This is a genomic window from Saccharomonospora marina XMU15 (assembly GCF_000244955.1).
In the GTDB taxonomy this organism is placed as follows: Bacteria; Actinomycetota; Actinomycetes; order Mycobacteriales; family Pseudonocardiaceae; genus Saccharomonospora_A; species Saccharomonospora_A marina.
In genome coordinates, this window is record NZ_CM001439.1 from 2,282,592 (window position 1) to 2,302,229 (window position 19,638).

General features: G+C 68.4%; 20 protein-coding genes and 1 pseudogene. 13 read left to right on the plus strand and 8 right to left on the minus strand.

The window, feature by feature from the left end:
- Positions 1 to 77 precede the first annotated feature (77 nt).
- On the plus strand, positions 78 to 356 hold the full coding sequence (locus SACMADRAFT_RS10875) for a hypothetical protein (protein WP_009153864.1): 279 nt from the start codon (positions 78 to 80) through the stop codon (positions 354 to 356).
- Positions 357 to 411: 55 nt separating this feature from the next.
- On the opposite strand, the gene kstR is transcribed toward SACMADRAFT_RS10875, so the two are convergent.
- A complete protein-coding gene (gene kstR / locus SACMADRAFT_RS10880; protein WP_040925645.1) occupies positions 412 to 1,071 on the minus strand; it encodes a cholesterol catabolism transcriptional regulator KstR in 660 nt (219 codons plus the stop codon).
- 134 nt (positions 1,072 to 1,205) lie between these two features.
- Here kstR and SACMADRAFT_RS10885 point away from each other — a divergent pair, with 134 nt between their 5' ends.
- Both SACMADRAFT_RS10885 and SACMADRAFT_RS10890 read left to right on the plus strand, forming a co-directional pair.
- Entirely contained in the window at positions 1,206 to 3,311 is a 2,106-nt protein-coding gene (locus SACMADRAFT_RS10885) for an acyl-CoA dehydrogenase (protein ID WP_040925646.1), read from the plus strand.
- A gap of 235 nt (positions 3,312 to 3,546) precedes the next feature.
- A complete protein-coding gene (locus tag SACMADRAFT_RS10890) occupies positions 3,547 to 3,732 on the plus strand; it encodes a hypothetical protein (RefSeq protein ID WP_009153867.1) in 186 nt (61 codons plus the stop codon).
- A 20-nt stretch (positions 3,733 to 3,752) separates the two neighbouring features.
- On the opposite strand, the gene SACMADRAFT_RS30835 is transcribed toward SACMADRAFT_RS10890, so the two are convergent.
- Together SACMADRAFT_RS30835 and SACMADRAFT_RS10900 are read right to left on the minus strand one after the other, a co-directional pair.
- A complete protein-coding gene (locus SACMADRAFT_RS30835) occupies positions 3,753 to 3,917 on the minus strand; it encodes a hypothetical protein (protein WP_232285571.1) in 165 nt (54 codons plus the stop codon).
- A 262-nt stretch (positions 3,918 to 4,179) separates the two neighbouring features.
- Positions 4,180 to 5,409: an alpha/beta hydrolase gene (locus SACMADRAFT_RS10900; RefSeq protein ID WP_009153869.1), complete on the minus strand. Its 1,230-nt coding sequence runs from the start codon at positions 5,407 to 5,409 to the stop codon at positions 4,180 to 4,182.
- Positions 5,410 to 5,458: 49 nt separating this feature from the next.
- Between SACMADRAFT_RS10900 and SACMADRAFT_RS31375 the strand changes: the two are divergent.
- Both SACMADRAFT_RS31375 and SACMADRAFT_RS10910 read left to right on the plus strand, forming a co-directional pair.
- Positions 5,459 to 6,864: pseudogene (locus tag SACMADRAFT_RS31375) on the plus strand (WS/DGAT/MGAT family O-acyltransferase).
- Between the two features lie 78 nt (positions 6,865 to 6,942).
- A complete protein-coding gene (locus tag SACMADRAFT_RS10910; RefSeq protein WP_009153870.1) occupies positions 6,943 to 7,536 on the plus strand; it encodes a DUF5134 domain-containing protein in 594 nt (197 codons plus the stop codon).
- A 57-nt stretch (positions 7,537 to 7,593) separates the two neighbouring features.
- Here the strand turns inward: SACMADRAFT_RS10910 and SACMADRAFT_RS10915 are convergent, their stop codons facing one another.
- The 5 genes from SACMADRAFT_RS10915 to kstD are packed head-to-tail and all read right to left on the minus strand — an operon-like array spanning position 7,594 to position 12,654.
- A complete protein-coding gene (locus SACMADRAFT_RS10915; RefSeq protein ID WP_009153871.1) occupies positions 7,594 to 8,463 on the minus strand; it encodes a MaoC/PaaZ C-terminal domain-containing protein in 870 nt (289 codons plus the stop codon).
- Positions 8,464 to 8,473: 10 nt separating this feature from the next.
- Positions 8,474 to 9,553: a ferredoxin--NADP reductase gene (locus SACMADRAFT_RS10920; protein WP_009153872.1), complete on the minus strand. Its 1,080-nt coding sequence runs from the start codon at positions 9,551 to 9,553 to the stop codon at positions 8,474 to 8,476.
- Entirely contained in the window at positions 9,546 to 9,803 is a 258-nt protein-coding gene (locus SACMADRAFT_RS10925; protein WP_009153873.1) for a hypothetical protein, read from the minus strand. Before SACMADRAFT_RS10925 ends, SACMADRAFT_RS10920 begins: the two co-directional genes overlap by 8 nt.
- A complete protein-coding gene (locus tag SACMADRAFT_RS10930) occupies positions 9,803 to 10,957 on the minus strand; it encodes a Rieske 2Fe-2S domain-containing protein (protein ID WP_009153874.1) in 1,155 nt (384 codons plus the stop codon). Before SACMADRAFT_RS10930 ends, SACMADRAFT_RS10925 begins: the two co-directional genes overlap by 1 nt.
- A complete protein-coding gene (gene kstD, locus SACMADRAFT_RS10935; protein WP_009153875.1) occupies positions 10,954 to 12,654 on the minus strand; it encodes a 3-oxosteroid 1-dehydrogenase in 1,701 nt (566 codons plus the stop codon). Before kstD ends, SACMADRAFT_RS10930 begins: the two co-directional genes overlap by 4 nt.
- Positions 12,655 to 13,000: 346 nt before the next feature.
- Between kstD and hsaA the strand changes: the two genes are divergently transcribed.
- From hsaA to SACMADRAFT_RS10970, 8 genes are all read left to right on the plus strand, one after another.
- Positions 13,001 to 14,179 carry a 3-hydroxy-9,10-secoandrosta-1,3,5(10)-triene-9,17-dione monooxygenase oxygenase subunit gene (gene hsaA / locus SACMADRAFT_RS10940; protein ID WP_009153876.1) on the plus strand — a complete coding sequence of 393 codons (1,179 nt, stop codon included), beginning with the start codon at positions 13,001 to 13,003 and terminating at the stop codon, positions 14,177 to 14,179.
- 13 nt (positions 14,180 to 14,192) lie between these two features.
- Positions 14,193 to 15,035: a 4,5:9,10-diseco-3-hydroxy-5,9,17-trioxoandrosta-1(10),2-diene-4-oate hydrolase gene (gene hsaD, locus SACMADRAFT_RS10945; protein WP_009153877.1), complete on the plus strand. Its 843-nt coding sequence runs from the start codon at positions 14,193 to 14,195 to the stop codon at positions 15,033 to 15,035.
- Positions 15,036 to 15,040: 5 nt separating this feature from the next.
- Complete coding sequence (hsaC, locus tag SACMADRAFT_RS10950) at positions 15,041 to 15,946, plus strand: iron-dependent extradiol dioxygenase HsaC (protein ID WP_009153878.1); 906 nt, start codon at positions 15,041 to 15,043, stop codon at positions 15,944 to 15,946.
- A complete protein-coding gene (hsaB, locus tag SACMADRAFT_RS10955) occupies positions 15,943 to 16,491 on the plus strand; it encodes a 3-hydroxy-9,10-secoandrosta-1,3,5(10)-triene-9,17-dione monooxygenase reductase subunit (RefSeq protein ID WP_009153879.1) in 549 nt (182 codons plus the stop codon). The genes hsaC and hsaB overlap by 4 nt, the downstream gene beginning before the upstream one ends.
- A gap of 149 nt (positions 16,492 to 16,640) precedes the next feature.
- Positions 16,641 to 17,384 carry an SDR family oxidoreductase gene (locus SACMADRAFT_RS10960; RefSeq protein ID WP_009153880.1) on the plus strand — a complete coding sequence of 248 codons (744 nt, stop codon included), beginning with the start codon at positions 16,641 to 16,643 and terminating at the stop codon, positions 17,382 to 17,384.
- A 76-nt stretch (positions 17,385 to 17,460) separates the two neighbouring features.
- A complete protein-coding gene (locus tag SACMADRAFT_RS29895; RefSeq protein ID WP_157617229.1) occupies positions 17,461 to 17,631 on the plus strand; it encodes a hypothetical protein in 171 nt (56 codons plus the stop codon).
- A 75-nt stretch (positions 17,632 to 17,706) separates the two neighbouring features.
- The gene (locus SACMADRAFT_RS10965) at positions 17,707 to 18,156 is read left to right on the plus strand and encodes a hypothetical protein (RefSeq protein WP_009153881.1); all 450 of its coding nucleotides are present in this window, start codon (positions 17,707 to 17,709) and stop codon (positions 18,154 to 18,156) included.
- Positions 18,157 to 18,398: 242 nt separating this feature from the next.
- Positions 18,399 to 19,625, plus strand: a complete 1,227-nt coding sequence (locus SACMADRAFT_RS10970) for a cytochrome P450 (protein ID WP_009153882.1) — start codon at positions 18,399 to 18,401, stop codon at positions 19,623 to 19,625.
- Positions 19,626 to 19,638: the final 13 nt, after the last annotated feature.

Genomic DNA, 19,638 nt, shown 5'->3' on the forward strand with positions numbered 1-19,638 from the left:
GAGCGGGCCGTGAATCTTTGCGGCCCGCGTCCACCGGCTCGGCAAGATCACCGGTTACGGACCGGCTGTGAGGGATCGTGGCCGTCACTTATCTGCTGCTGGCGAGGCTGCCGGAGGGTGGCTTGGGCTCCTTCAACGCTTACGAACGGGCAGTCCTGCCGCTGCTCGCCGAGTACGGAGGTCGACTCGAGCGCAGGCTGCGTACTCTGGACGACCGAGTCGAGGTCCACCTCATAACCTTTCCCGGCAGCGAGGATCTCGCCGCCTATCGAGCTGATGCTCGTCGGCTCGAAGCCGCGCCGTCGCTGGAATCGTCCGGTGCGGAGGTCGAGGTGCTCGCGGTACGCGAAGTCTAGCGAGGCGAGTTCCGCGCTACGGGCCTGCCGCCGGTCGAACGGCCACCGTGTCGGTTCAGCGCCGGGGTACGGGTTCCTTGTCCAGCAGCAGGTGCACCGACAACTCCAGGCGGTTGGCCACGTCGGCGGCCGAGGCGCGCCTGGTGACCCACGCGACGAGGTTGGCCATCCAGACGTCGGCGATCACGTGGAAGACGTCGCGGTCGTGCTCGGTAGGCGACTCGATGCCCATCGCCTTGGCGAACATGTTCTCCAGCCGCCTGCCGACCAGTTCGACCTCGGCCGCGGCGGTGGTGTCGGCGAACATGAAGGCCCGCACCATCGCTTCGGTCAGGTGCGGGTCGCGCTGCATCAGGCGGGTGTTGCGGCCGAGCACGTATAGCACCCGCTCGGTCGGTGTGTCACCGGGAATCGTGCCGCGGTCCAGCTTCTCCTGGGCCCGTTCGAACTCGCGGGCGAGGCCGGAAACCAGTAGGTGGATCTTGGAGGGGAAGTACCGGTACAGGGTGCCGAGGGCGACGTCGGCACGCTCGGCGACAGCGCGCATCTGGACGGCGTCGTAGCCGCCCTTGGAGGCGAGGGCCAGCGTCGCGTCGAGGATGCGCTTGCGCCGGTCGCGCTGCGCGGCCGAGCCCAGTTCCTCGCCGCCGAGTGGGCTCAGGGCGCCGCGGCCCTTGGGTTGGGTCGGCGCCTTGGGCTTGCTTGCCATCGGCATTCTCCTGATCGAAGCTTGATCGAAGCCTGTCGCAGAACCTGTTTCACTTTCCGTGTTCAGCCTACCTAACGATAGGTCACCCCTGCCTCTCGGGCGAACCGGTCAGTGATTGAAACATGTTCTATAGTTGGGGCGTGTCGATCGCGCTTACCGAGGAGCAACGGGCACTGGCCGACTCCATAACCGACCTGGCAGCCCGCGGCGGGGCGAGCACCGAACTCGCCTCGATCGGATTGTTCGCCATCGCGGTGCCGGAGGAACTCGGCGGCGCGGGTGCGGAGGTGGCTGATCTCGCCGTCGGGCTGGAACAGGCCGCTTCCGCGCTGCTGCCAGGGCCGGTGTTCGGCAGCGCGCTGGCAGGCCTGGTGCTGGCCAGGCACGCCGGTGCGGAGCTGGCCAAAGAAGTCGTGCCCGCGTTGGCCGACGGGAGTGCCCGGGCGGCCGTCGCGCTGCGTACCGGCGGGTTGGTCGGGCGGCGCACACCCGACGGTGGGCTGGTGGTGCATGGCACGACCGGACCGGTGCTTGACGCCGACGAGCGCGCCCACCTGCTGCTGGCCGCGAGCGTCGAGGGCGAGCCCAACTGGTTCCTGCTCGCGCCGGGGCAGGGCAGCATCACCCGCGCCGAGCCGTTCGACACCACCCGCCCGCTGGCCACGGTGGAACTGCCCGAGACCGAGATCGCGCCCTCGGCCGTGCTCGGTACCGCGCCCGTCACCGATCTCGCCGTGACACTGGCCGCCGCCGAAGCCGCGGGTGTCGCCGGCTGGTGCGTGCGTACCGCCGCCGACTACGCGGGAGTGCGCGAACAGTTCGGCAGGCCCATCGGCTCGTTCCAGGCGGTGAAGCACCTGTGTGCGCAGCTGCTGTGCCGCGCGGAACTGGCGGTCGCGCTCGCGTGGGATGCCGCTCGGGCTGCTGACACCGACCCCGAGCAGCACGCGCTCGCCGCTGCGGTGGCGGGCGCAGGCGCGCTCGACGCGGCCGTCGAGAACGCCAAGGACTGCATCCAGGTGCTCGGTGGTATCGGGTTCACCTGGGAACACGACGCACACCGGTACCTGCGCCGAGCAGTGGCGATGCGGCAGCTGTTCGGAGGCACGGCGTGCTGGCGACGCCGGGCGGGGGAACTGGTGCGAACAGGCGCCCGGCGCAGTCTGAACGTGGACCTGTCCGCCTACGGCGACGAGGAGTTCGCTCGCCAGGCACGCCGCACGGCCGAGGAGATCGCACGGCTGTCTGCTGCTGAGCAGCGGGCCAGGCTGGTCGAGACCGGCTACCTCGTGCCGCACTGGCCCAAGCCGTACGGCCTGTCGGCCACCTCCGCCCAGCAACTGATGATCGACGCTGAGTTGAGCCGCGCGGGCGTTGTCAGGCCGGACCTGGTGATCGGGGCGTGGGCGGTGCCGACGATCCTGCGTCACGGCAGCGACGAGCAGCGCGAGCGGTTCGTCGGACCCACACTGCGAGGTGAGCTGACCTGGTGCCAGTTGTTCAGCGAGCCCGGCGCGGGTTCCGACCTGGCCTCGCTTCGCACCAGGGCGAGCCGTGTGGACGGCGGCTGGCGGCTTACCGGGCAGAAGGTGTGGACCTCGCTGGCACACGAGGCCGACTGGGCGATCTGCCTGGCCCGCACCGACCCGGAGGCACCCAAGCACAAGGGCATCACGTACTTCCTCGTCGACATGCGCTCGCCCGGCATCGAGGTGCGGCCGCTGCGGGAGATCACCGGCGAAGCGCGGTTCAACGAGGTGTTCCTCGACGAGGTGTTCGTGCCCGACGACCTCGTCGTGGGCGAGGTGAACGGTGGCTGGCGGCTGGCGCGCACGACGCTGGCCAACGAGCGGGTGGCCATCGGTGGCGGTTCATCGGTGGGGGACGCGGTCGAGCAGTTGCTCGCCCAACATCCGCGGCTGGACCCGGAGCGGCTCGGTGCGCTCGTGGTGGACGGTACGGCGGTGTCGGTGCTGGACCTGCGCGACACGCTGCGCAGGCTCGACGGTGGGCAGCCGGGGGCGGAGTCCAGTGTGCGCAAGCTCATCGGGGTGCGGCACAGGCAGGAGACCGCGGAGGTGGCACTGGAGGAACACGCCGAGGCCGCCGTCGCCGTGGCCGAGCAGACCTCGGCCGCGCAGCACGAGTTCCTGCTCACCCGTTGCCTGAGCATCGCGGGCGGCACGACGCAGGTGTTGCTCAACGTGGTGGCCGAGCGGCTGCTCGGCTTGCCACGTGGCCAATGAAGACAGACCGAATAGCAGGATCTGGTAAAGGCTTGGACGCTCCGCTCCGCCGCTCGGTCAGTTCACCGGGCGCGGCTGCCGCCGCCGTAGCTCCGTCGATCGCTACTGCAGCCAGGACCGATCGCTGAAGTCCTCGTCGTCATCCTCTTCCGGTCCGGGGCGGCGTGATGCGGACTGCTGGTCCTCGTCTCGGCGCAACTCCTCGAATTGTTCTTCACCTGCCGAGGCGGGCACCGTGCCCGCACTGGCCGGGGTCGCGATGGCGGGTCTGGTGGTGCTGATCCTGTCGGCGTTCCCGTTCGCGCGGGGCGGTCTCGCCCGAATCATCGGTGCGCACACCGCCCCGGAGGGCGGGTCGATTCTGGTCGTGAACCCGAGTGCCGAGTTCCTGGCGGGGTTGCCCGGCGACACGCAGTCGTGAGCGCGATATCCCATTCGCGGTCAGCTGATCGCGAGTTCGTTCCTGTCGAACGTGGTGGTCGACACGATCTCGTCGTGGTCGCCGAAACCCGCCACCAGTCGGAGTTCGCCGCCCGGTGCGGACACGTAGCGTCGGATCGTCTCGACTTCCATCTGGGAGAAGTCACCGTTCTCGATAGCGCTCACCCGTGGCTGCTTCACACTCATCTGCCGGGCGACTGCCGCCTTGGCCCAAGCCAGCTCGCTCGCGCAGTTCCTTGAATCGAAAGTTCAGAATGTGTGCCGCCGTACGATCCTTGGCCTGGGCTTCGGCAGCGTCTTAGTCGCGACTGGAGTCCTGGTCAAGCCAGCGTTTTGCGGGCTTTGACGTCTCCCCACCTAGCCATCGCCTTCGACCCCCAGTGCTTTTCGGATGTTAACTGAATCGCTGTTCTGCCGGCGGAGCCGATCACTGCTGCCGGTGTAGATACGTCCACTCCAGAAACCGCTCGATCCCGCGCACCACGTGCGCGCTGCGGATGGAGGGGAAGATGTCGAACGCGTGTTGGGCGCCGGGGATCTCCGCGAAACCGACGGGGTTGTGCGACACCTCCCGCAGCCTCCGCACGAACTCACGGGCTTCGGCCACCGGGATCAGCGTGTCGTGCTCGCCGTGGATGACGAAGAACGGTGGCGCCTTGTCGGTGATGCGGTCCAGCGGTGAGGCCGCGACGTAGTCGTCGTGGTACCGGACGGGGTCCTTGCCCACCACGTAGCGCGCGAGGACCGAGTGCATCCTCGCCGTGGCGACCGGGGCGCCGCTGGTGGCGGCGAAGTCGTAGACGCCGTAAGCGGGTACGCATGCCTGCACGCTGGTGTCGGCCTCCTCGAACCCGGGCTGCAACGCGGCGTCACCCGGAGTCAGTGCCAGCAGCGCGGCGAGATGCCCGCCCGCCGAGCCGCCGGTGGTCACCACATACGACGGGTCGCCACCGTAGTCGGCGATGTGCCGGCGGATCCACACCAGCGCCCGCTTGGCCGCGACGATGTGTTCGGGCCAGCGCGCCGACGGCGACAGCGGGTAGTTGATCGCCACACAGACCCAGCCTCGCTGCGCCATGTGCAGCATCAGCGGGACACCCTGCTGCTCCTTGTTGCCGACCATCCAGGCTCCACCGTGCACCTGAAGCAGCACCGGCCGCCCCGACACCGGTTTGCGAGGCCGGTACACGTCCAGCAGGAACCGCCTGCCACCCGGCGCGTAGGCGATGTCACGGTCGCAGCGCACCTCGGGATTGCGCATCCGAAACGGCAGCACCAACTGTCCCCACGGTGTCGCGAGGTCGCTGCGGCTCGGCGGTCGTGGCAACTCCTGCTCATAGCCAGGCCCCAGCGCCTGGACGAGTGCCTGCTCAACAGCGCCGCGGGCTCGCTGCGCCGAGACGATCAGTCCCGCCAGCCCCGCGGCCGACAGCCCACCGAGCGCGAGACCCACCCGGTCGGCCTCGCGAACGCCACGCCTCGCGACGTGAGCGGCCGTGTCGGTCGCCGTCAGCGCGAGCAGGTGCGGTGCCAGCTCCGAGGTCAGCCAGCCCGCGAAGAACGAAGGGATGCCCGCTCGCATGCCGCGCAGTGGCCGGACGGCGTTCGCGGTGAGCGCCAGCCCGAGCGCTCTGCGGGTCCTGAACGAGGGACGCATGCACAGAGGTTAACGGTGTTGCTCCGGCGGCATGCCTACCCTGGAGCGCGTGCAGCGACTGAGTGGCCTCGACGCGAGCTTTCTCTACCTGGAGACACCCTCGCAGTTGCTGCACATCTGCGGCCTGCTCACGCTCGACCCGGCGACCGTCCCCGGCGGATACGACTTCGACCGGCTCGTCGCCCAGTTGCGCGAGCGTGTCGACCTGGTCGCGGTGTTTCGTCGCAAGCTGTTCGACTCGCCGCTGAACCTCAACCACCCGGTATGGGTCGAGGACACCGAGTTCGACCTCGAACACCACGTGCACCGCATCGCCGTGCCATCCCCCGGTGGGAGGGAGGAACTTGCCGAGCTGTGCGCCCACTTCGCGGGCCAGCCCCTCGACAGGTCCAGGCCGCTGTGGGAAATGTACGTCATCGAGGGGCTGGCCGACGGCGGTGTCGCGGTGCTGTTGAAGATGCACCACGCAGGCGTCGACGGGGTCAGCGGCGCCAACCTGCTGACCTACCTGGCCGGGGTGGAGCCGGATTCCCACCGCCAGATCCCGGCGGGGGCGGGCGAACCAACCAGCAGCCACCGTCGGCGCTCGCGCTGGTGCTGGACAGCGCGACGGCCGTCGCCCAGCGGCCCGTGCAACTGGCCAAACTGCTGCCCGGCCTGCTGGGTCTGGCTCCTCGCTGGATCGGTCGCTCGCTGCGGGGCAAGGGCATGGCCACACCGTTCACGGCACCTCGTACCCCGTTCAACGGCACGATCACCGGACATCGGGCCGTCGCCTACACCCAGGTGGACCTCGCAGCGGTGAAGGCGGTCAAGAACGCTTTCGGCGTCACCGTCAACGACGTGGTGCTGGCGATGGTGGCGGGCGCGCTGCGCCGGTTCCTCTCCGAGCGGGGACAGTTGCCCGGCGACCCGTTGCTCGCCACCGTGCCGGTGTCGGTGCACGAGCGCAGCGCACGCGAGCGGGGCAGCAACAAGGTGTCCGCGTTGTTCGCCTCGCTGCCCACCCACCTCGCGGAGCCCGCCGCGCGGGTGTTCGCCATCGCGGAGAGCAACCGCCACTCCAAGGAACACCACCGCACGATCGACGCGGACATGTTGCAGGACTGGGCGCAGTTCGCGGCACCGACGACACTGGGCCTGGCGGTGCGCGCCTACTCGGCGCTGCGGCTCGCCGAGAAGCACCCGGTGGTCCACAACCTCGTGGTTTCGAACGTGCCCGGTCCACCGATGCCGCTGTACCTGCTCGGTGCCCGTGTCACGGGCCTGTACCCGCTCGGTCCGGTGTTCCACGGGGCGGGACTCAACATCACGGTGCTGTCCAACGCGGGCAGGGTACACGTGGGTCTGCTGGGCGCGCGTGAACTCGTGGGGGACCTGTGGCCGCTGGCCGACGCGATCCCGGAGGCGTTGCAGGAACTGCGCTCGGTCCAACACGTGACGTCACCTACTTGACCGCTGGTGGCGCCGCCCGATGTTTGTCACCGTATTGGGTGAAAGAGCTGGCTCTGCGACCCCGGCGGAGGCCTTGCGGTGGACATTCCCGTCGTCGCGGCATGGTTGCTCACCTCGGTGTTCCTGCTGCTGACGTACCCGTGTCTTTCGCGGCTCAGCAGGTTGGACTACGTGCGGCTCGGCTCAGGAGTCCGACAGTTGGACCTCGCGGGCCTGCTGATGACTCTCGCGATGCTGGCCATGGTGTCGCCGGTCGGTGCGCCGATCCCGATGGCGGGCTGGCAGGCGCTGTTCACGCTGACGGCGGCCTGGTTCGTCGCGGCGGCGGTGCGGGACCGCTCGGCGCAGGGCGTGTGCCGTCGTTGCGACCTCCACCACGGGATCGCCGCGCTGGCGATGCTCTACATGCTGCTGGCCATGCCGCACACCGACGGTGGGCACGGCGTGTGGCCGAACATGATCACCGACGAGCCCTCCACCGGCATGGCATGGCCGGTGGTGGCTGCGCTTGGCGCGGCCTACTTCGCCTTCGACAGCGTCCAGTCGGGCATGCGCGGCCTTCGGCTGCTGGGTAGGGCCCGCGACACACTGCCGCCGGGATTCACTTCTCGTACGGTGTGCCGAGTCGTGATGGGACTGGGGATGGCGGTGATGTTCGTCGCCGGGCTGTAGGGCCGCGAAGGGGGTGACCCCGCTCGCGGCCCACGCCACGACGTGCTCAGCTCAGCGTCATGACCCGTCGGTGGTGTGCAGCACCGCGTCGGAAAGGGCTGGCGCCTCGTCGCGGTCGAGCACCGTGGCGGTGACCAGTAACCGCTCGCCGTCTCGCCAGATCCGGGTGCGCAGCGTCTCGCCGGGCAGCACGATGCCCGCGAACTTCGCCGCCCAGGAGCGGACGCGTGTCACGTCGGCGTCGAGCATGGTGTCGGTCACGGCCTTGGCGACGATGCCGTAGGTGCAAAGGCCGTGCAGGATCGGCACGTCGAAGCCGGCAGCCTTGGCGAACTCCGGGTCGGCGTGCAGCGGGTTGCGGTCACCGCACAGCCGGTACAGTAGCGCCTGCTGCGGCAGCGTCGGGGTGTCCACCACGGCATCCGGCTCGCGGTCGGGCAGCTCGACCCGCTCCGAGGCGCCACGCTTGCCACCGAAACCGCCCTCACCCCGGGCGAAGATGCTCGAGCGCGCCGTCCACAGCGGCTCGCCCGCCTCGTCGTCGACCCGGGTTTCCTGCACGATCACAGCGGCCTTGCCCTTGTCCAGCACGTCGGCGATGCGGGAGCGTGCCACCGCCTTGCCGTCGGTGGGGATGGGGCGGTGCAGCGCCACTTCCTGCGTGCCGTGCACCACCTTGGCCAGGTCGATGTCGATGCCGGGGAAGGCCACCGCGGGCGGCTCGAAGGTGCGGAAGTTGGCTGCCACGGTGGCGAACGTCGGCAGCACCCGCAGGTCGGCCTCGTAGGCGTAGCGCAGTTCCCGAGGATCGGTCGGCCTGGCACCGGCCCCCAACGCGAGGTGGTAGAGCAGCACCTCCGAGGACGACCAGGAGAACGTGGTCTCGCCGAGATCCGCTCCGATCGCGGCATCGGGATCGATGGGCATGGTGGTTCCCTTACTCGTAGCTGACGGACACCTCATCGGTGATCGGCAGCGATTGGCACGCCAGCACGATCCCCTCGGCGATGTCTTCTGAGTCAAGCACCTCGTTGTTCAGCATCTTCACTTCACCGGAGGTTATCCGGCACGCGCATGCGCTGCACTGACCCTCTCTGCAGGAGTACGGGGCGTCCATACCCTCGTCGAGCAGGTGGTCCAGCAGCTTGCGGTCGCGCGGCCAGGCGAGTGTGCGTTGCGTGCCGTCCAGCGACACCGTCAAGGTGGTCGGTGACTGCGCTGTCTGCACTGCTTGCACTGCTTGCGCTGCCTGCACTGCTTGCTCCGCCTGGGCCGCCTGAGCCGATTCGCTCGGTTGCTGCTCGCGCTCGGCGATCTCGAACGGGTTGCCGCCCAGCGAGACGAACTTCTCGGTGTGGATGCGTGAACGTGGCAGGCCGAGCGACTTCAGCGCCGATGTCGCCGCCGACATGAACGGGCGTGGCCCGCACACGAAAGCCTCCCGGTGCGCGAACGGCGCGGCGAGCGCGCGCAACTGCTCCGCGGTGGGCAGCCCCTGCACGGACTCCAGCCAGTGCACCACGGTGAACCGTTGCGGGTAGTGCTGCGCGAGCTCGCTCAGCGCGGCCGCGAAGATCACCGAGTTCTCGTCCCGGTTGGCGTAGACCAGCGTGACCGAGCCGCCGCCGTTGCCGAGCACCGACCGCACTATCGACATGACCGGCGTGATGCCGCTGCCCGCCGCGAACAGCAACAGGTCCTCGTCGAGCGAACGGGGTGTGAACACTCCGCCTGCAGGCAGGATCTCCAGTTCGCTGCCTGGCCGGACGTTGTCGCACAACCAGTTCGAGGCGTAGCCGTCCCGCTTCACCGTGACCCTGGGCAGCTCTCCGGAGTAGGGCGAGCTGGACAGCGAGTAGCACCGCGCCACGGAGCCGCATTCGTCGCTGGGGACACGCACGGTGAGAAACTGGCCCGGCTTGTAGTCCAGGTCCTCGTTGTCGAACACGATGGAGTGTGCCTGCGCGGTCTCCACCACCACGTCGGCCACGCGCAGCACACGCGAGGTCTCAGCCATAGGTGAAGACTCCTTCCCGTGCGGCCTCGGCGATGCTGGCATGCAACCGCTCGCACGTGTCGAGCAGGCCCGGATGGACACCGCCCGCCACCCGCTCGGCGAACACCGGGCAACTGGTGGCCGCGTCGGTGATCCACTGGATGCTGGTGTGCTGCGGGCTGTTCTTCTTCACCAGCACCTTCGTGGCACACGAGCGGCAGGTCAGTGGCACCAGCCCGCCGGTGAGGAACTCGTCGCGCTCGGCTGTCACTACGAGACCCCGGCTTCCTGCCCGGCCTCCCGCCGACGCCGCTCGAGGTTCTCGGCCACCTCTTTTTCCCATGCCTCGTTGGCCTTGGTGGTGTCGACCTCGAACTCGAAGCGGCTCGTCATGTCGTCGGTGACGTCCGCGGCATCCACATAGAACTGTTCGTACCAGCGGCGAAGCTGGTAGACCGGACCGTCCTCCTCGCACAGCAGCGGGTTGTCGATGCGGGTCTTGTTCTTCCAGATCTCCACGTCCTGCAGGAAGCCGACGCCGATGCTCTTGGCGAACTTCTGGGCGATCTTGTCCGCCTGCTCGTCGTCGACCCCGGGCAGTTTCTTCACGATCACGCCCCACTGCAGTACGAACGAGGTCGGTGTGACCGGGTAGTGGCAGTTGATGAGCACGTTCTCGATCTCGACGCCCTGGTAGTTGTTGAGCAGGTAGTTGATCATGTAGGACGGCCCGTAGTACGACGCCTCGGACCGCAGCGTGTTCTCCTCGCCGCCGTAGTTGGAGGCCATCCCCACGTCAGGACGGCCCTTGGTGTTGAGGTACTGCGTCGCGATGTGGCCCTCGAAGACGTTCTTGAAGTAGGTCGGGAAGGCGTAGTGGATGTAGAAGAAGTGGGCCATGTCCACGACGTTGTCCACGATCTCGCGGCAGTTTGCGCCCTCGATGAGCACCGAGTCCCACGTCCAGTTGCTCCACTCGTCGCTGTAGGAGCCCTCGATGCGGGGTATCACGACGTCCTCCGGCGGCGGGTTGCCCTCGGGGTCGTTCCACACGAACAGTTGCTTGTTCTGCTCCAGCGTCAGCCACGACCGCGTGCGTGCCCGCAGCGGGACCCGCTTGGCGTAGGGGATCGACACGCACTTGCCGTTGCCCGCCCAGCGCCAGTCGTGGAACGGGCAGGCGACCTCGTTGCCCTTCACCGTTCCCTGGGTGAGGTCACCGCCCATGTGCCTGCAGTACCCGTCCAGCACGTTGAGCTTGCCGTCCTCGCCCGCGAACACCACGAGCTTGGTACCGAACGCGTTGACCGCGTGTGGCTTGCCGTCACGGAAGGAGTCGGCGAGCCCGAGGCAGTGCCAGCCACGGGCGAAGCGGGTGGGTGGCGCTCCCGCGTCGATCGAGCGAACGGCCTGGCTCTGCGTCATTGCGTACCTCCAGCGGGTCGTGCCTCGTGCCGAGAGCGATTCTTGGTGGCGATGTGGCGTGCGGCAAGGTAACCGAACACCATCGCCGGGCCGATGGTCGCGCCGGGACCGGCGTAGGTGCGGCCCATCACGGCCGCGCTGACGTTGCCCGCGGCGTAGAGTCCGTCGATGGGCGAGCCGTCCTCTCGCAACACCCTGGCGTGCACGTCGGTGAGCAGCCCGCCCTTGGTTCCCAGGTCACCCGGCACAATCTTGACGGCGTAGAACGGCGCCACGTCCAGCGGACCCAGGCTCGGATTCGGCTTGTTGCGCGGGTCGCCGTAGTAGTGGTCGTAGGCGCTGGAACCGCGGTGGAAATCCTCGTCGATGCCGGTGCGCGCGAACGTGTTGAACCGCTCGACCGTGTCGCGCAGCGCCTGCGCGGGCACGTCGATGCGCTCGGCCAGCGCCTCCAGCGTGCTCGCCTTGGCGGCGATGCCCGCCTTGTACCAGCGTCCGGGCAGCGGCTGGCGCGGGCCGAGACCGGTGAACATGTAACGGTTGAGGTAGCGCTGGTCGAACACCAGCCAGGTCGGGATGTTTCGGGCCGGGCCGTCACCCGGCCCGTACATGGCATGCACGGCCTCCACGTAGGGCGCGGATTCGTTGACGAACCGCTCGCCTCGGGAGTTGACCAGGATGCAGCCGGGGCGGGACCGCTCGGCGAGCGCGAACCACGGCCCTCCGGTGAGCGGCATCGAAGGCCCCCACCAGGCGTCGTCCATCAACTCGACCGCGGCGCCGAGCGACATGCCCGCCGTGATGCCGTCCCCGGTGTTGGCCTTGGCGCCCACGGTCCAGTCGGTGCCGATCGGCGGGCGCTGGTACTTCTGCCGCAGTTGCTCGTTGTGCTCGAACCCGCCACTGCCGAGCACGACCCCGTGCCTGGCACGGATCAGGATCTGCTCGCCGTCTCGCTCGGCGAGCACCCCGGTGACCCTGCCGTGTTCGGTGTGCAGGCCGGTCATCGGCGTGGAAAGCCACACCGGGACTCGCTTGTCCAGCAGTCCCGCGCGAAGTCCCGCGGCGAGCGCCTGTCCCATCGCGAGCGGGCGTTTGCCGGTCAGTCGTGCGGCCAGCCAGCGTGTGCCCAGCCGCAGCACTCGCAGTATCCCGCGCGGGTGCCTGGCGATGAGGCTCAGCCAGCGGAAGTCGGCCTGCATCAGCGGCACCCCGAGTGGTGCGGCGCTGTAGGGCGGTTCCAGGTTCGCCAGTTCGGGGCCGAGGAGGTTGCCGTCCAGCGGCTTGGGCTCCACCGAGCGCCCGCCCGCGCGCCCGCCCGGGGCTTCCGGGTGGTAGTCGGAGTAGCCGGGCACCCAGGTCAGTCGCAGCGGGGTGTGCTCGTGCAGGAACGAGACGACATCGGGGCCGTTGTCGACGTAGGCTTCCCGGCGCTCGGCGGGCACGACGTCGCCGACGATCGACTCGAGGTAGCGCTTGGCATCCTCGGGGGTGTCCTCGACACCCGCGGCGCGCAGTGCCTCGTTGTTGGGAATCCAGACACCGCCGCCGGAGCGTGCGGTGGAGCCGCCGAAGTGGGCGGCCTTCTCGATGACGAGGACGGCCATGCCCTCGTGGGCGGCCGCGAGCGCCGCTGTCATGCCTGCCGCGCCGCTGCCGACCACGACGACGTCGTACTCGGGTGCGTCCCCGGTCATGCAACCTCCTGGAACACGTTATAGGACGGCGCGTCGCTGTTCCGCGCCGTTGCTGCCACCATAGACGAGAACGTGTTTCAGTTCTAGGGTAGTGCCGGTGACTGCGACGCAGGTAGCGGATGTGACCGACGGCGCCCGCACGCCTCCCGCTCGGCGGTCTCGCGGATGCGAGGATAGGAATCTGTTCCAGGTCGCGCCGGGCGAGGGTGTGGGGCTGTCATGGTGTCGCTTTCCGGTGTGGCGATGGCCTGTGAGCGAGCAGGCTGCCGGGTCCACGTGACAAGAACGAGAACATGTTCTAGTCTTGGTCGTGTCGTACCAGGTAACAAGTAGGAACGAGGCACAGATGAGCGAGCGGGGCACCCACGAGGTGATCGCCGGGATACAGGAGCTGCTGCCCGTCCTGCGCGAGCGGGCGCAGGAGACGGAGGACGCGCGAAAGATCCCGGACGAGTCGATCAAGGCCCTGCGGGAGACCGGGTTCTTCAAACTGCTGCAACCCAAGAGCTTCGGCGGATACGAGGCCGACCCCGTCACCTTCTACACGGCGGTCAAACTCCTCGCCAGCGCCTGCGGCTCCACCGGGTGGGTGGCCTCCATCCTCGGTGTGCACCCGTGGCACCTGGCGCTGTTCGACGCGCAGGCGCAGCAGGACGTGTGGGGAGACGACATAGACGTGCGGATCTCCTCCTCGTACGCGCCGATGGGCAAGGCGCAGGTCGTGGACGGCGGCTACCGGCTCTCCGGCAAGTGGAGCTTCTCCTCCGGCTGCGATCACGCGACCTGGGTGCTGCTCGGCGCGCCCGCGTTCGACGCCGAAGGCAAACCGGTGGACTTCTGCACCTACGTGCTGCCCATCTCCGATTACACGATCGAGGACGTGTGGGACACCGTGGGCCTGCGCGGCACCGGCAGCAACGACATCGTCGTCGACGACGCCTTCGTGCCCGCGCACCGGGCGTTGAGCTTCATGGCCACCTCCAAGTGCAAGACACCCGGCCAGGAACTCAACCCGGGGCCGCTCTACCGGTTGCCGTACGGCTCGGTGCATCCCAGCACGATCACCGCGCCGATCATCGGTATGGCGCAGGGCGCCTACGACGCCCACGTGGAGTACCAGCGCAGCCGGGTGCGCGCCGCCTACCTCGGCGAGCAGGCCAAGGAGGACCCCTTCGCCAAGGTGCGCATCGCGGAGGCGGGTAGCGAGATCGACGCCGCCTGGCTGCAACTGACGCACAACATCGACGAGCTGTACCAGCTGGCGTGCAAGGGGGAGAAGCTGCCGTTCGCCACCCGGCTGCGGGTGCGCCGCGACCAGGTGCGCGGCACCGAACGGGCCATCGCCGCCATCGACCGGCTCTTCGAGAACTCCGGCGGCCGCGCGTTGCGGACCGGCACGCCGATCCAGCGGTTCTGGCGAGACGCTCACGCGGGCAGGGTGCACGCCGCCAACGACGCCGAGCGCGCCTACACGATGTTCGGTACCGGTGCCTTCGGGCTGCCCGTCGAGAACGCGATGGTGTGAGGTGAACTCGCAGATGGAGGGCAAGTACGCGCAGGTACGCGACGATCTCCGGTTGCACTACCACGAGGCGGGAACCGAACACACCGAGACGGTGATCATGCTGCACGGCGGCGGTCCCGGCGCGTCGGCATGGAGCAACTTCGGCCGCAACCTCGAGGTGTTCGGCAAGTCGTTTCGCACCATCGCGGTGGATCAACCCGGCTTCGGTCGTTCGGACAAGCCCACCGACCACCCGCAGTACTTCACGCACAGCGCGAGTGCCGTGGTCGCTCTGCTGGACACGCTCGGCATCGAGAAGGCTCACCTGGTGGGCAACTCGCTCGGCGGGGGAGCGGCCGTGCGGCTGGCGCTGGACCACCCCGACAGGGCGGGCAGGCTGGTGCTGATGGGGCCCGGTGGGTTGAGCCTCAACGTGTTCGCTCCGGACCCCACAGAGGGGGTCAAGAACCTGGCCAGGTTCGCCGCACCTCCCGGTCCCACCAAGGAGAAGCTGGAGGCGTTCCTGCGGGTGATGGTGTATGACCAGTCACTCATCACCGAGGAACTGCTGCAGGAGCGGTTCGAGGCCGCGAGCACGCCGGAGTCGCTCGCGGCGATGGCCGCCATGGGAGCGTCGTTCAGCAGGCCGGACAGCTACGAGCAGGGCATGCTGTGGCGCGAGGCGCACCGGCTACGGCAACGGGTGCTGCTGATCTGGGGTCGCGAGGACCGCGTCAACCCGCTCGACGGCGCGCTGCTCGCGCTGAAGACCATTCCCAGGGCGCAGCTGCACGTCTTCGGCCGGTGTGGGCACTGGGCACAGTTGGAGAAGTTCGACGAGTTCAACCGGCTAGCGATCGACTTTCTGAAGGACTGATGAGCATGGGCATTCGTTCGCTGGGCTACCTGCGTATCGAGGCCACCGACATGGCGGCATGGCGCGAGTACGGGCTCAAGGTGCTCGGCATGGTCGAAGGCAAGGGAGCCGATCCCGACGCCCTGTACCTGCGGATGGACGACTTCCCCGCGAGGTTGGTTATCGTGCCGGGCGAGGCCGACCGGCTGGCGCAGGCGGGCTGGGAGGTGGCCAACGCCGCCGAACTGGACGAGGTTCGGGCCAGCCTTGAGCGACACGGCGTCGCGTTCAAGGAGGGTACCGGCGAGCAACTCGCCGAGCGCCGGGTCGACGAGCTGATCAGCTTCGAGGACCCCTCCGGTAACACACTCGAGGTGTTCCACGGCATCGCGCTGGAGCACCGCCGAGTGGTGAGCCCGTACGGGCACACGTTCGTCACCGGCGAGCAGGGGCTCGGGCACGTCGTACTGTCCACCCACGACGACGAGGCTTCGTTGCGCTTCTACTCCGAGGTGCTCGGGTTCCGGCTGCGCGACTCGATGAAGCTGCCGCCGCAGGCGGTGGGCAGGCCCGCGGACGGCAAGCCGGCGTGGCTGCGGTTCCTCGGCTGCAACCCGCGCCACCACAGCCTCGCGTTCCTGCCGATGCCGACACCCAGCGGGATCGTGCACCTGATGGTCGAGGTCGCAAGCACCGACGACGTGGGGTTGTGCCTCGACCGTGCGCTGCGGCGCAAGGTGCCGATGTCGGCGACGCTGGGCAGGCACGTCAACGACCTGATGTTGTCGTTCTACATGAAGACGCCCGGCGGTTTCGACGTCGAGTTCGGCTGCGAGGGCAGGCAGGTCGACGACGGCACCTGGATCGCGAGGGAGAGCACCGCGGTCAGCCTGTGGGGGCACGACTTCTCCGTCGGGGCACAGCAGCGATGACCGCGGCTTCTGTGGTCGACCCGACCCGGTTTCGTTCGGTGCTCGGCCACTTCTGCACCGGTGTGGCGGTGGTTACGGCGTGCGACGGCGACGAGCCGGTCGGCTTCGCCTGCCAGTCGTTCGCCGCACTGTCGCTGGAGCCGCCGCTGGTGCTGTTCTGCCCCGCGAAGAGTTCGCGCACGTGGCCGGTGATCGAGCGGGTCGGCAGGTTCGCCGTCAACGTGCTCGCGGGCGAGCAGCGCGACGTCAGTGCCACGTTCGGGGCCAGGGGCGCCGACAAGTTCGCCTCGGTGGAGTGGACCAGGGCTCCGTCCGGCTCGCCGCTGCTGACGGGCTCGCTGACGTGGATCGACTGCGTACTGGACGCCGTGCACGAGGCCGGTGACCACTATGTCGCGATCGGCAGGGTTACCGAACTCGGCGAGGTCAGTGACGAGCGCCCGCTGCTGTTCTACCGCGGCCGCTACACGGTCACCGAGGCCGAACCGGGCGGCGAGGCCGGGCACGCGATGTTCACCTGGCCGCGCCCCGACGACTGGTTCTGACCGCGCGAGTCCCCCGTTCCTGCCCGCGAGTCCCCCGTTCCTGCCCGCGAGTTCTGCGTTCCCACAGCGGAGTTCCCACAGCGGAACGGTCGTGCCGCCACGGAACCGGCAGCGTGGACCGCGGCAGGCATGTCGGGTATTAGTGCCGTATGGCAACTGAGCGGGTCGCCGTGGTCACGGGGGCGGGTACCGGTATCGGCAGGAGCGTGGCACGAGCACTGCTGCGCGACGGCTACGGCGTCGCGTTCGCGGGCAGACGCGAGGAGCCGTTGCGGGAGGCCGCGGGTGACCACCCGGACGCGCTCGTGGTGCCGACCGATGTCACCGACGAGACCGCTGTCGCGTCGCTGTTCGAGCGGGTGGCCCAGGAATGGGGCCGGGTGGACCTGCTGTTCAACAACGCGGGCACGTTCGGGCCCTCCGGCTCGGTGGACACCGTGGCCGTGCCGGACTGGCGCCGCGTGGTCGAGGTGAACCTGACCGGCATGTTCCTGTGCGCCCAGCACGCCGTACGGTTGATGAAGGCGCAGCGGCCCCGGGGCGGCCGGATCATCAACAACGGCTCCATCTCGGCACACGCGCCCCGGCCGCAGAGCGTCGCCTATACGGCCACCAAACATGCGATTACCGGGCTGACCAAGTCGATCTCGCTGGACGGCAGGGAGTTCGACGTGGCATGCGGGCAACTCGACATCGGCAACGCGGCCACGGAGATGACCGAGGGCATCGCACGGGGAGCGCGGCAGGCCGACGGCTCCGTACGCCCCGAGCCCACCTTCGACTCCGACCACGTCGCGGACGCGGTGCTGTACATGGCCGGGCTGCCGCTCAACGCCAACGTGCAGTTCCTGACGATCACCGCCACCGCGATGCCGTTCATCGGCAGAGGGTAACGGCGTCGAACGACTTGGTTACCCGGTCGAGTGAAGCAGTGGCGTGGACGGCCCGTGCCGGGCTTACGTTGAGGTCATGGCCGCTCGACGCCTGCTCAGTGCCGTCGCGGCACTGCTGCTGCTCACCGGCTGCACCGACAAGGTGATCGCGCCCTCCTCACCGGTGAGCGAGTTGGGGCCACAGCAGTTCGCGGCGGGCACACCGTCGCCCGCTGTCACCGAGCCCGGTGCATTTCAGCCTCGCTGAGGGCGTGTCGCGCACACCCACCACCCACGTGGCGGTAACACCACGGGCAGTAAGCCAACGGTGGGAGGGAATCGCATGTCCACAACGGCAGGCAGGCTGCTCGCCGTTGCCGTGCTGAGCATGGTGTTGTCGCTGGGACCGCCTCCGGCGACGGGTGCGCAAACCCAGGCCGCTACGGCCGCGGCAGGCGGGCCACAGCAGACCCACACCGAGGGTGGCGGCGGTGCTTGGGGGCTGTTCGGATTGCTCGGGTTGCTCGGCTTGCTGGGTCTGGTGCGTAAGCCGCCCCGGCGTGTGGTCAGCGATCCGCTGGCTCGCTATCCCTCCGCGAAGCAGCCGATCACGCCGCATCCCGACCTCGACGACGGCTTGGGCCGCCGGGTCGGAGCTGCCGGTGGCCCAGGCGCGGTGAGCATCGGCGGGATGGGCGGGCTGCAACTCCCCGCCGCCCCACTGCCTCCGGGCGAGGAGTACGGCCGCGTGGACCCCGAATCCCCGGGCTGGCCACGACACCATTACCGCTGAGGACTGCTCCGGCCCGGGGACTCGTACGGCCTCGGAGCCGGCTGCGCACAACTCGCGGTTCAGAATGCAGAACTCGCGGGCAGGAGTGCAGAACTCGCGGGCGAGAGCGGGGGACTCGCGGGTGTCGGGCGGAACCGATTCAGTTAACATCGTTCACCAAAGTCCTTCCGATAGTTAACGCTGTATGCTTCAATCGACGAACTAGAACGTGTTCCACGACGCTGCTGTCGGAGGTACGGCGTATGAGTTCGTCGTTACTACCCACCGGATTCGACTTCACCGATCCTGACCTTTACGCGACCCGGCTCCCGCTGGAGGAGTTCGCACTGCTCCGGCGCACCGCGCCGGTGTGGTGGAACGCTCAGCCCTACAACAAGGCCGGGTTCAAGGACGAGGGCTACTGGGTCGTCACCCGGATGGAAGACATCAAGACCATCTCGAAGGACAGTGAGCTGTTCTCCTCCCAGGAGAAGACGGCGATCATCCGGTTCGACGAGACCATGGACGAGGAGGGCATGCAGGCCAACCGGCTTGTCCTGCTCAACATGGACGCCCCGCAGCACACGAAGCTGCGGCGCATCGTCTCCAAGGGCTTCACTCCCAGGGCCATCGGCAAGCTGGAGGACGCGCTGCGTGAGCGCGCGGCCAGGATCGTGCACGAGGCCAAGAAGAAGGGCTCAGGGGACTTCGTCTCCGACGTGGCCTGCGAACTGCCGCTGCAGGCGATCGCCGAGCTGATCGGGATTCCGCAGGAGGACCGGCTCAAGATCTTCGACTGGTCCAACCAGATGATCGGCTACGACGACCCCGAGTACGACGTCGAGCCGATCGCGGCGTCGGCCGAGCTGGTCGGGTACGCGTGGAACATGGCAGAGCAGCGGCGCCAGTGCCCGATGGACGACATCGTCACCAAGCTCATCCACGCCGATGTGGACGGTGAGTCACTGACCTCCGACGAGTTCGGCTTCTTCGTCATCCTGCTCTCGGTCGCCGGTAACGAGACGACCCGCAACGCCATCACCCACGGCATGAAGGCCTTCCTGGACCACCCTGAGCAGTGGGAGCTGTACAAGCAGCAGCGGCCCAAGACCGCCGCCGACGAGATCGTGCGGTGGGCGACACCGGTGGTGGCCTTCCAGCGCACCGCGACGGCCGACACCGAGCTGGGTGGCCAGCACATCCGCAAGGGTGACCGGGTGGGTATGTTCTACAGTTCGGCGAACTTCGACCCCGAGGTGTTCGACCACGCCGAGCGGTTCGACGTGTTGCGTGACCCCAACCCGCACGTCGGCTTCGGTGGTACCGGTGCGCACTACTGCATCGGCGCCAACCTGGCCCGGCTGGAGATCGACCTGATGTTCAACGCGATCGCCGACGAGATGCCCAACATCCGGCAGGTCAGCGAGCCCGCGCGGTTGCGTTCCGGCTGGCTCAACGGCATCAAGCACTACCAGGTCGCCTACGAGTAGGCGGCGATCGCGC

Excerpts from the sequence above, each read along its gene's own strand:
- kstR (WP_040925645.1), bottom strand. The coding sequence starts at position 1,071 with ATGCCGATGGCAAGCAAGCCCAAGGCGCCGACCCAACCCAAGGGCCGC.
- SACMADRAFT_RS10900 (WP_009153869.1), bottom strand. The coding sequence starts at position 5,409 with ATGCGTCCCTCGTTCAGGACCCGCAGAGCGCTCGGGCTGGCGCTCACC.
- SACMADRAFT_RS10915 (WP_009153871.1), bottom strand. The coding sequence starts at position 8,463 with ATGCCCATCGATCCCGATGCCGCGATCGGAGCGGATCTCGGCGAGACC.
- SACMADRAFT_RS10920 (WP_009153872.1), bottom strand. The coding sequence starts at position 9,553 with ATGGCTGAGACCTCGCGTGTGCTGCGCGTGGCCGACGTGGTGGTGGAG.
- SACMADRAFT_RS10930 (WP_009153874.1), bottom strand. The coding sequence starts at position 10,957 with ATGACGCAGAGCCAGGCCGTTCGCTCGATCGACGCGGGAGCGCCACCC.
- kstD (WP_009153875.1), bottom strand. The coding sequence starts at position 12,654 with ATGACCGGGGACGCACCCGAGTACGACGTCGTCGTGGTCGGCAGCGGC.
- hsaA (WP_009153876.1), top strand. The coding sequence starts at position 13,001 with ATGAGCGAGCGGGGCACCCACGAGGTGATCGCCGGGATACAGGAGCTG.
- hsaD (WP_009153877.1), top strand. The coding sequence starts at position 14,193 with ATGGAGGGCAAGTACGCGCAGGTACGCGACGATCTCCGGTTGCACTAC.
- hsaC (WP_009153878.1), top strand. The coding sequence starts at position 15,041 with ATGGGCATTCGTTCGCTGGGCTACCTGCGTATCGAGGCCACCGACATG.
- hsaB (WP_009153879.1), top strand. The coding sequence starts at position 15,943 with ATGACCGCGGCTTCTGTGGTCGACCCGACCCGGTTTCGTTCGGTGCTC.
- SACMADRAFT_RS10960 (WP_009153880.1), top strand. The coding sequence starts at position 16,641 with ATGGCAACTGAGCGGGTCGCCGTGGTCACGGGGGCGGGTACCGGTATC.
- SACMADRAFT_RS29895 (WP_157617229.1), top strand. The coding sequence starts at position 17,461 with ATGGCCGCTCGACGCCTGCTCAGTGCCGTCGCGGCACTGCTGCTGCTC.
- SACMADRAFT_RS10965 (WP_009153881.1), top strand. The coding sequence starts at position 17,707 with ATGTCCACAACGGCAGGCAGGCTGCTCGCCGTTGCCGTGCTGAGCATG.
- SACMADRAFT_RS10970 (WP_009153882.1), top strand. The coding sequence starts at position 18,399 with ATGAGTTCGTCGTTACTACCCACCGGATTCGACTTCACCGATCCTGAC.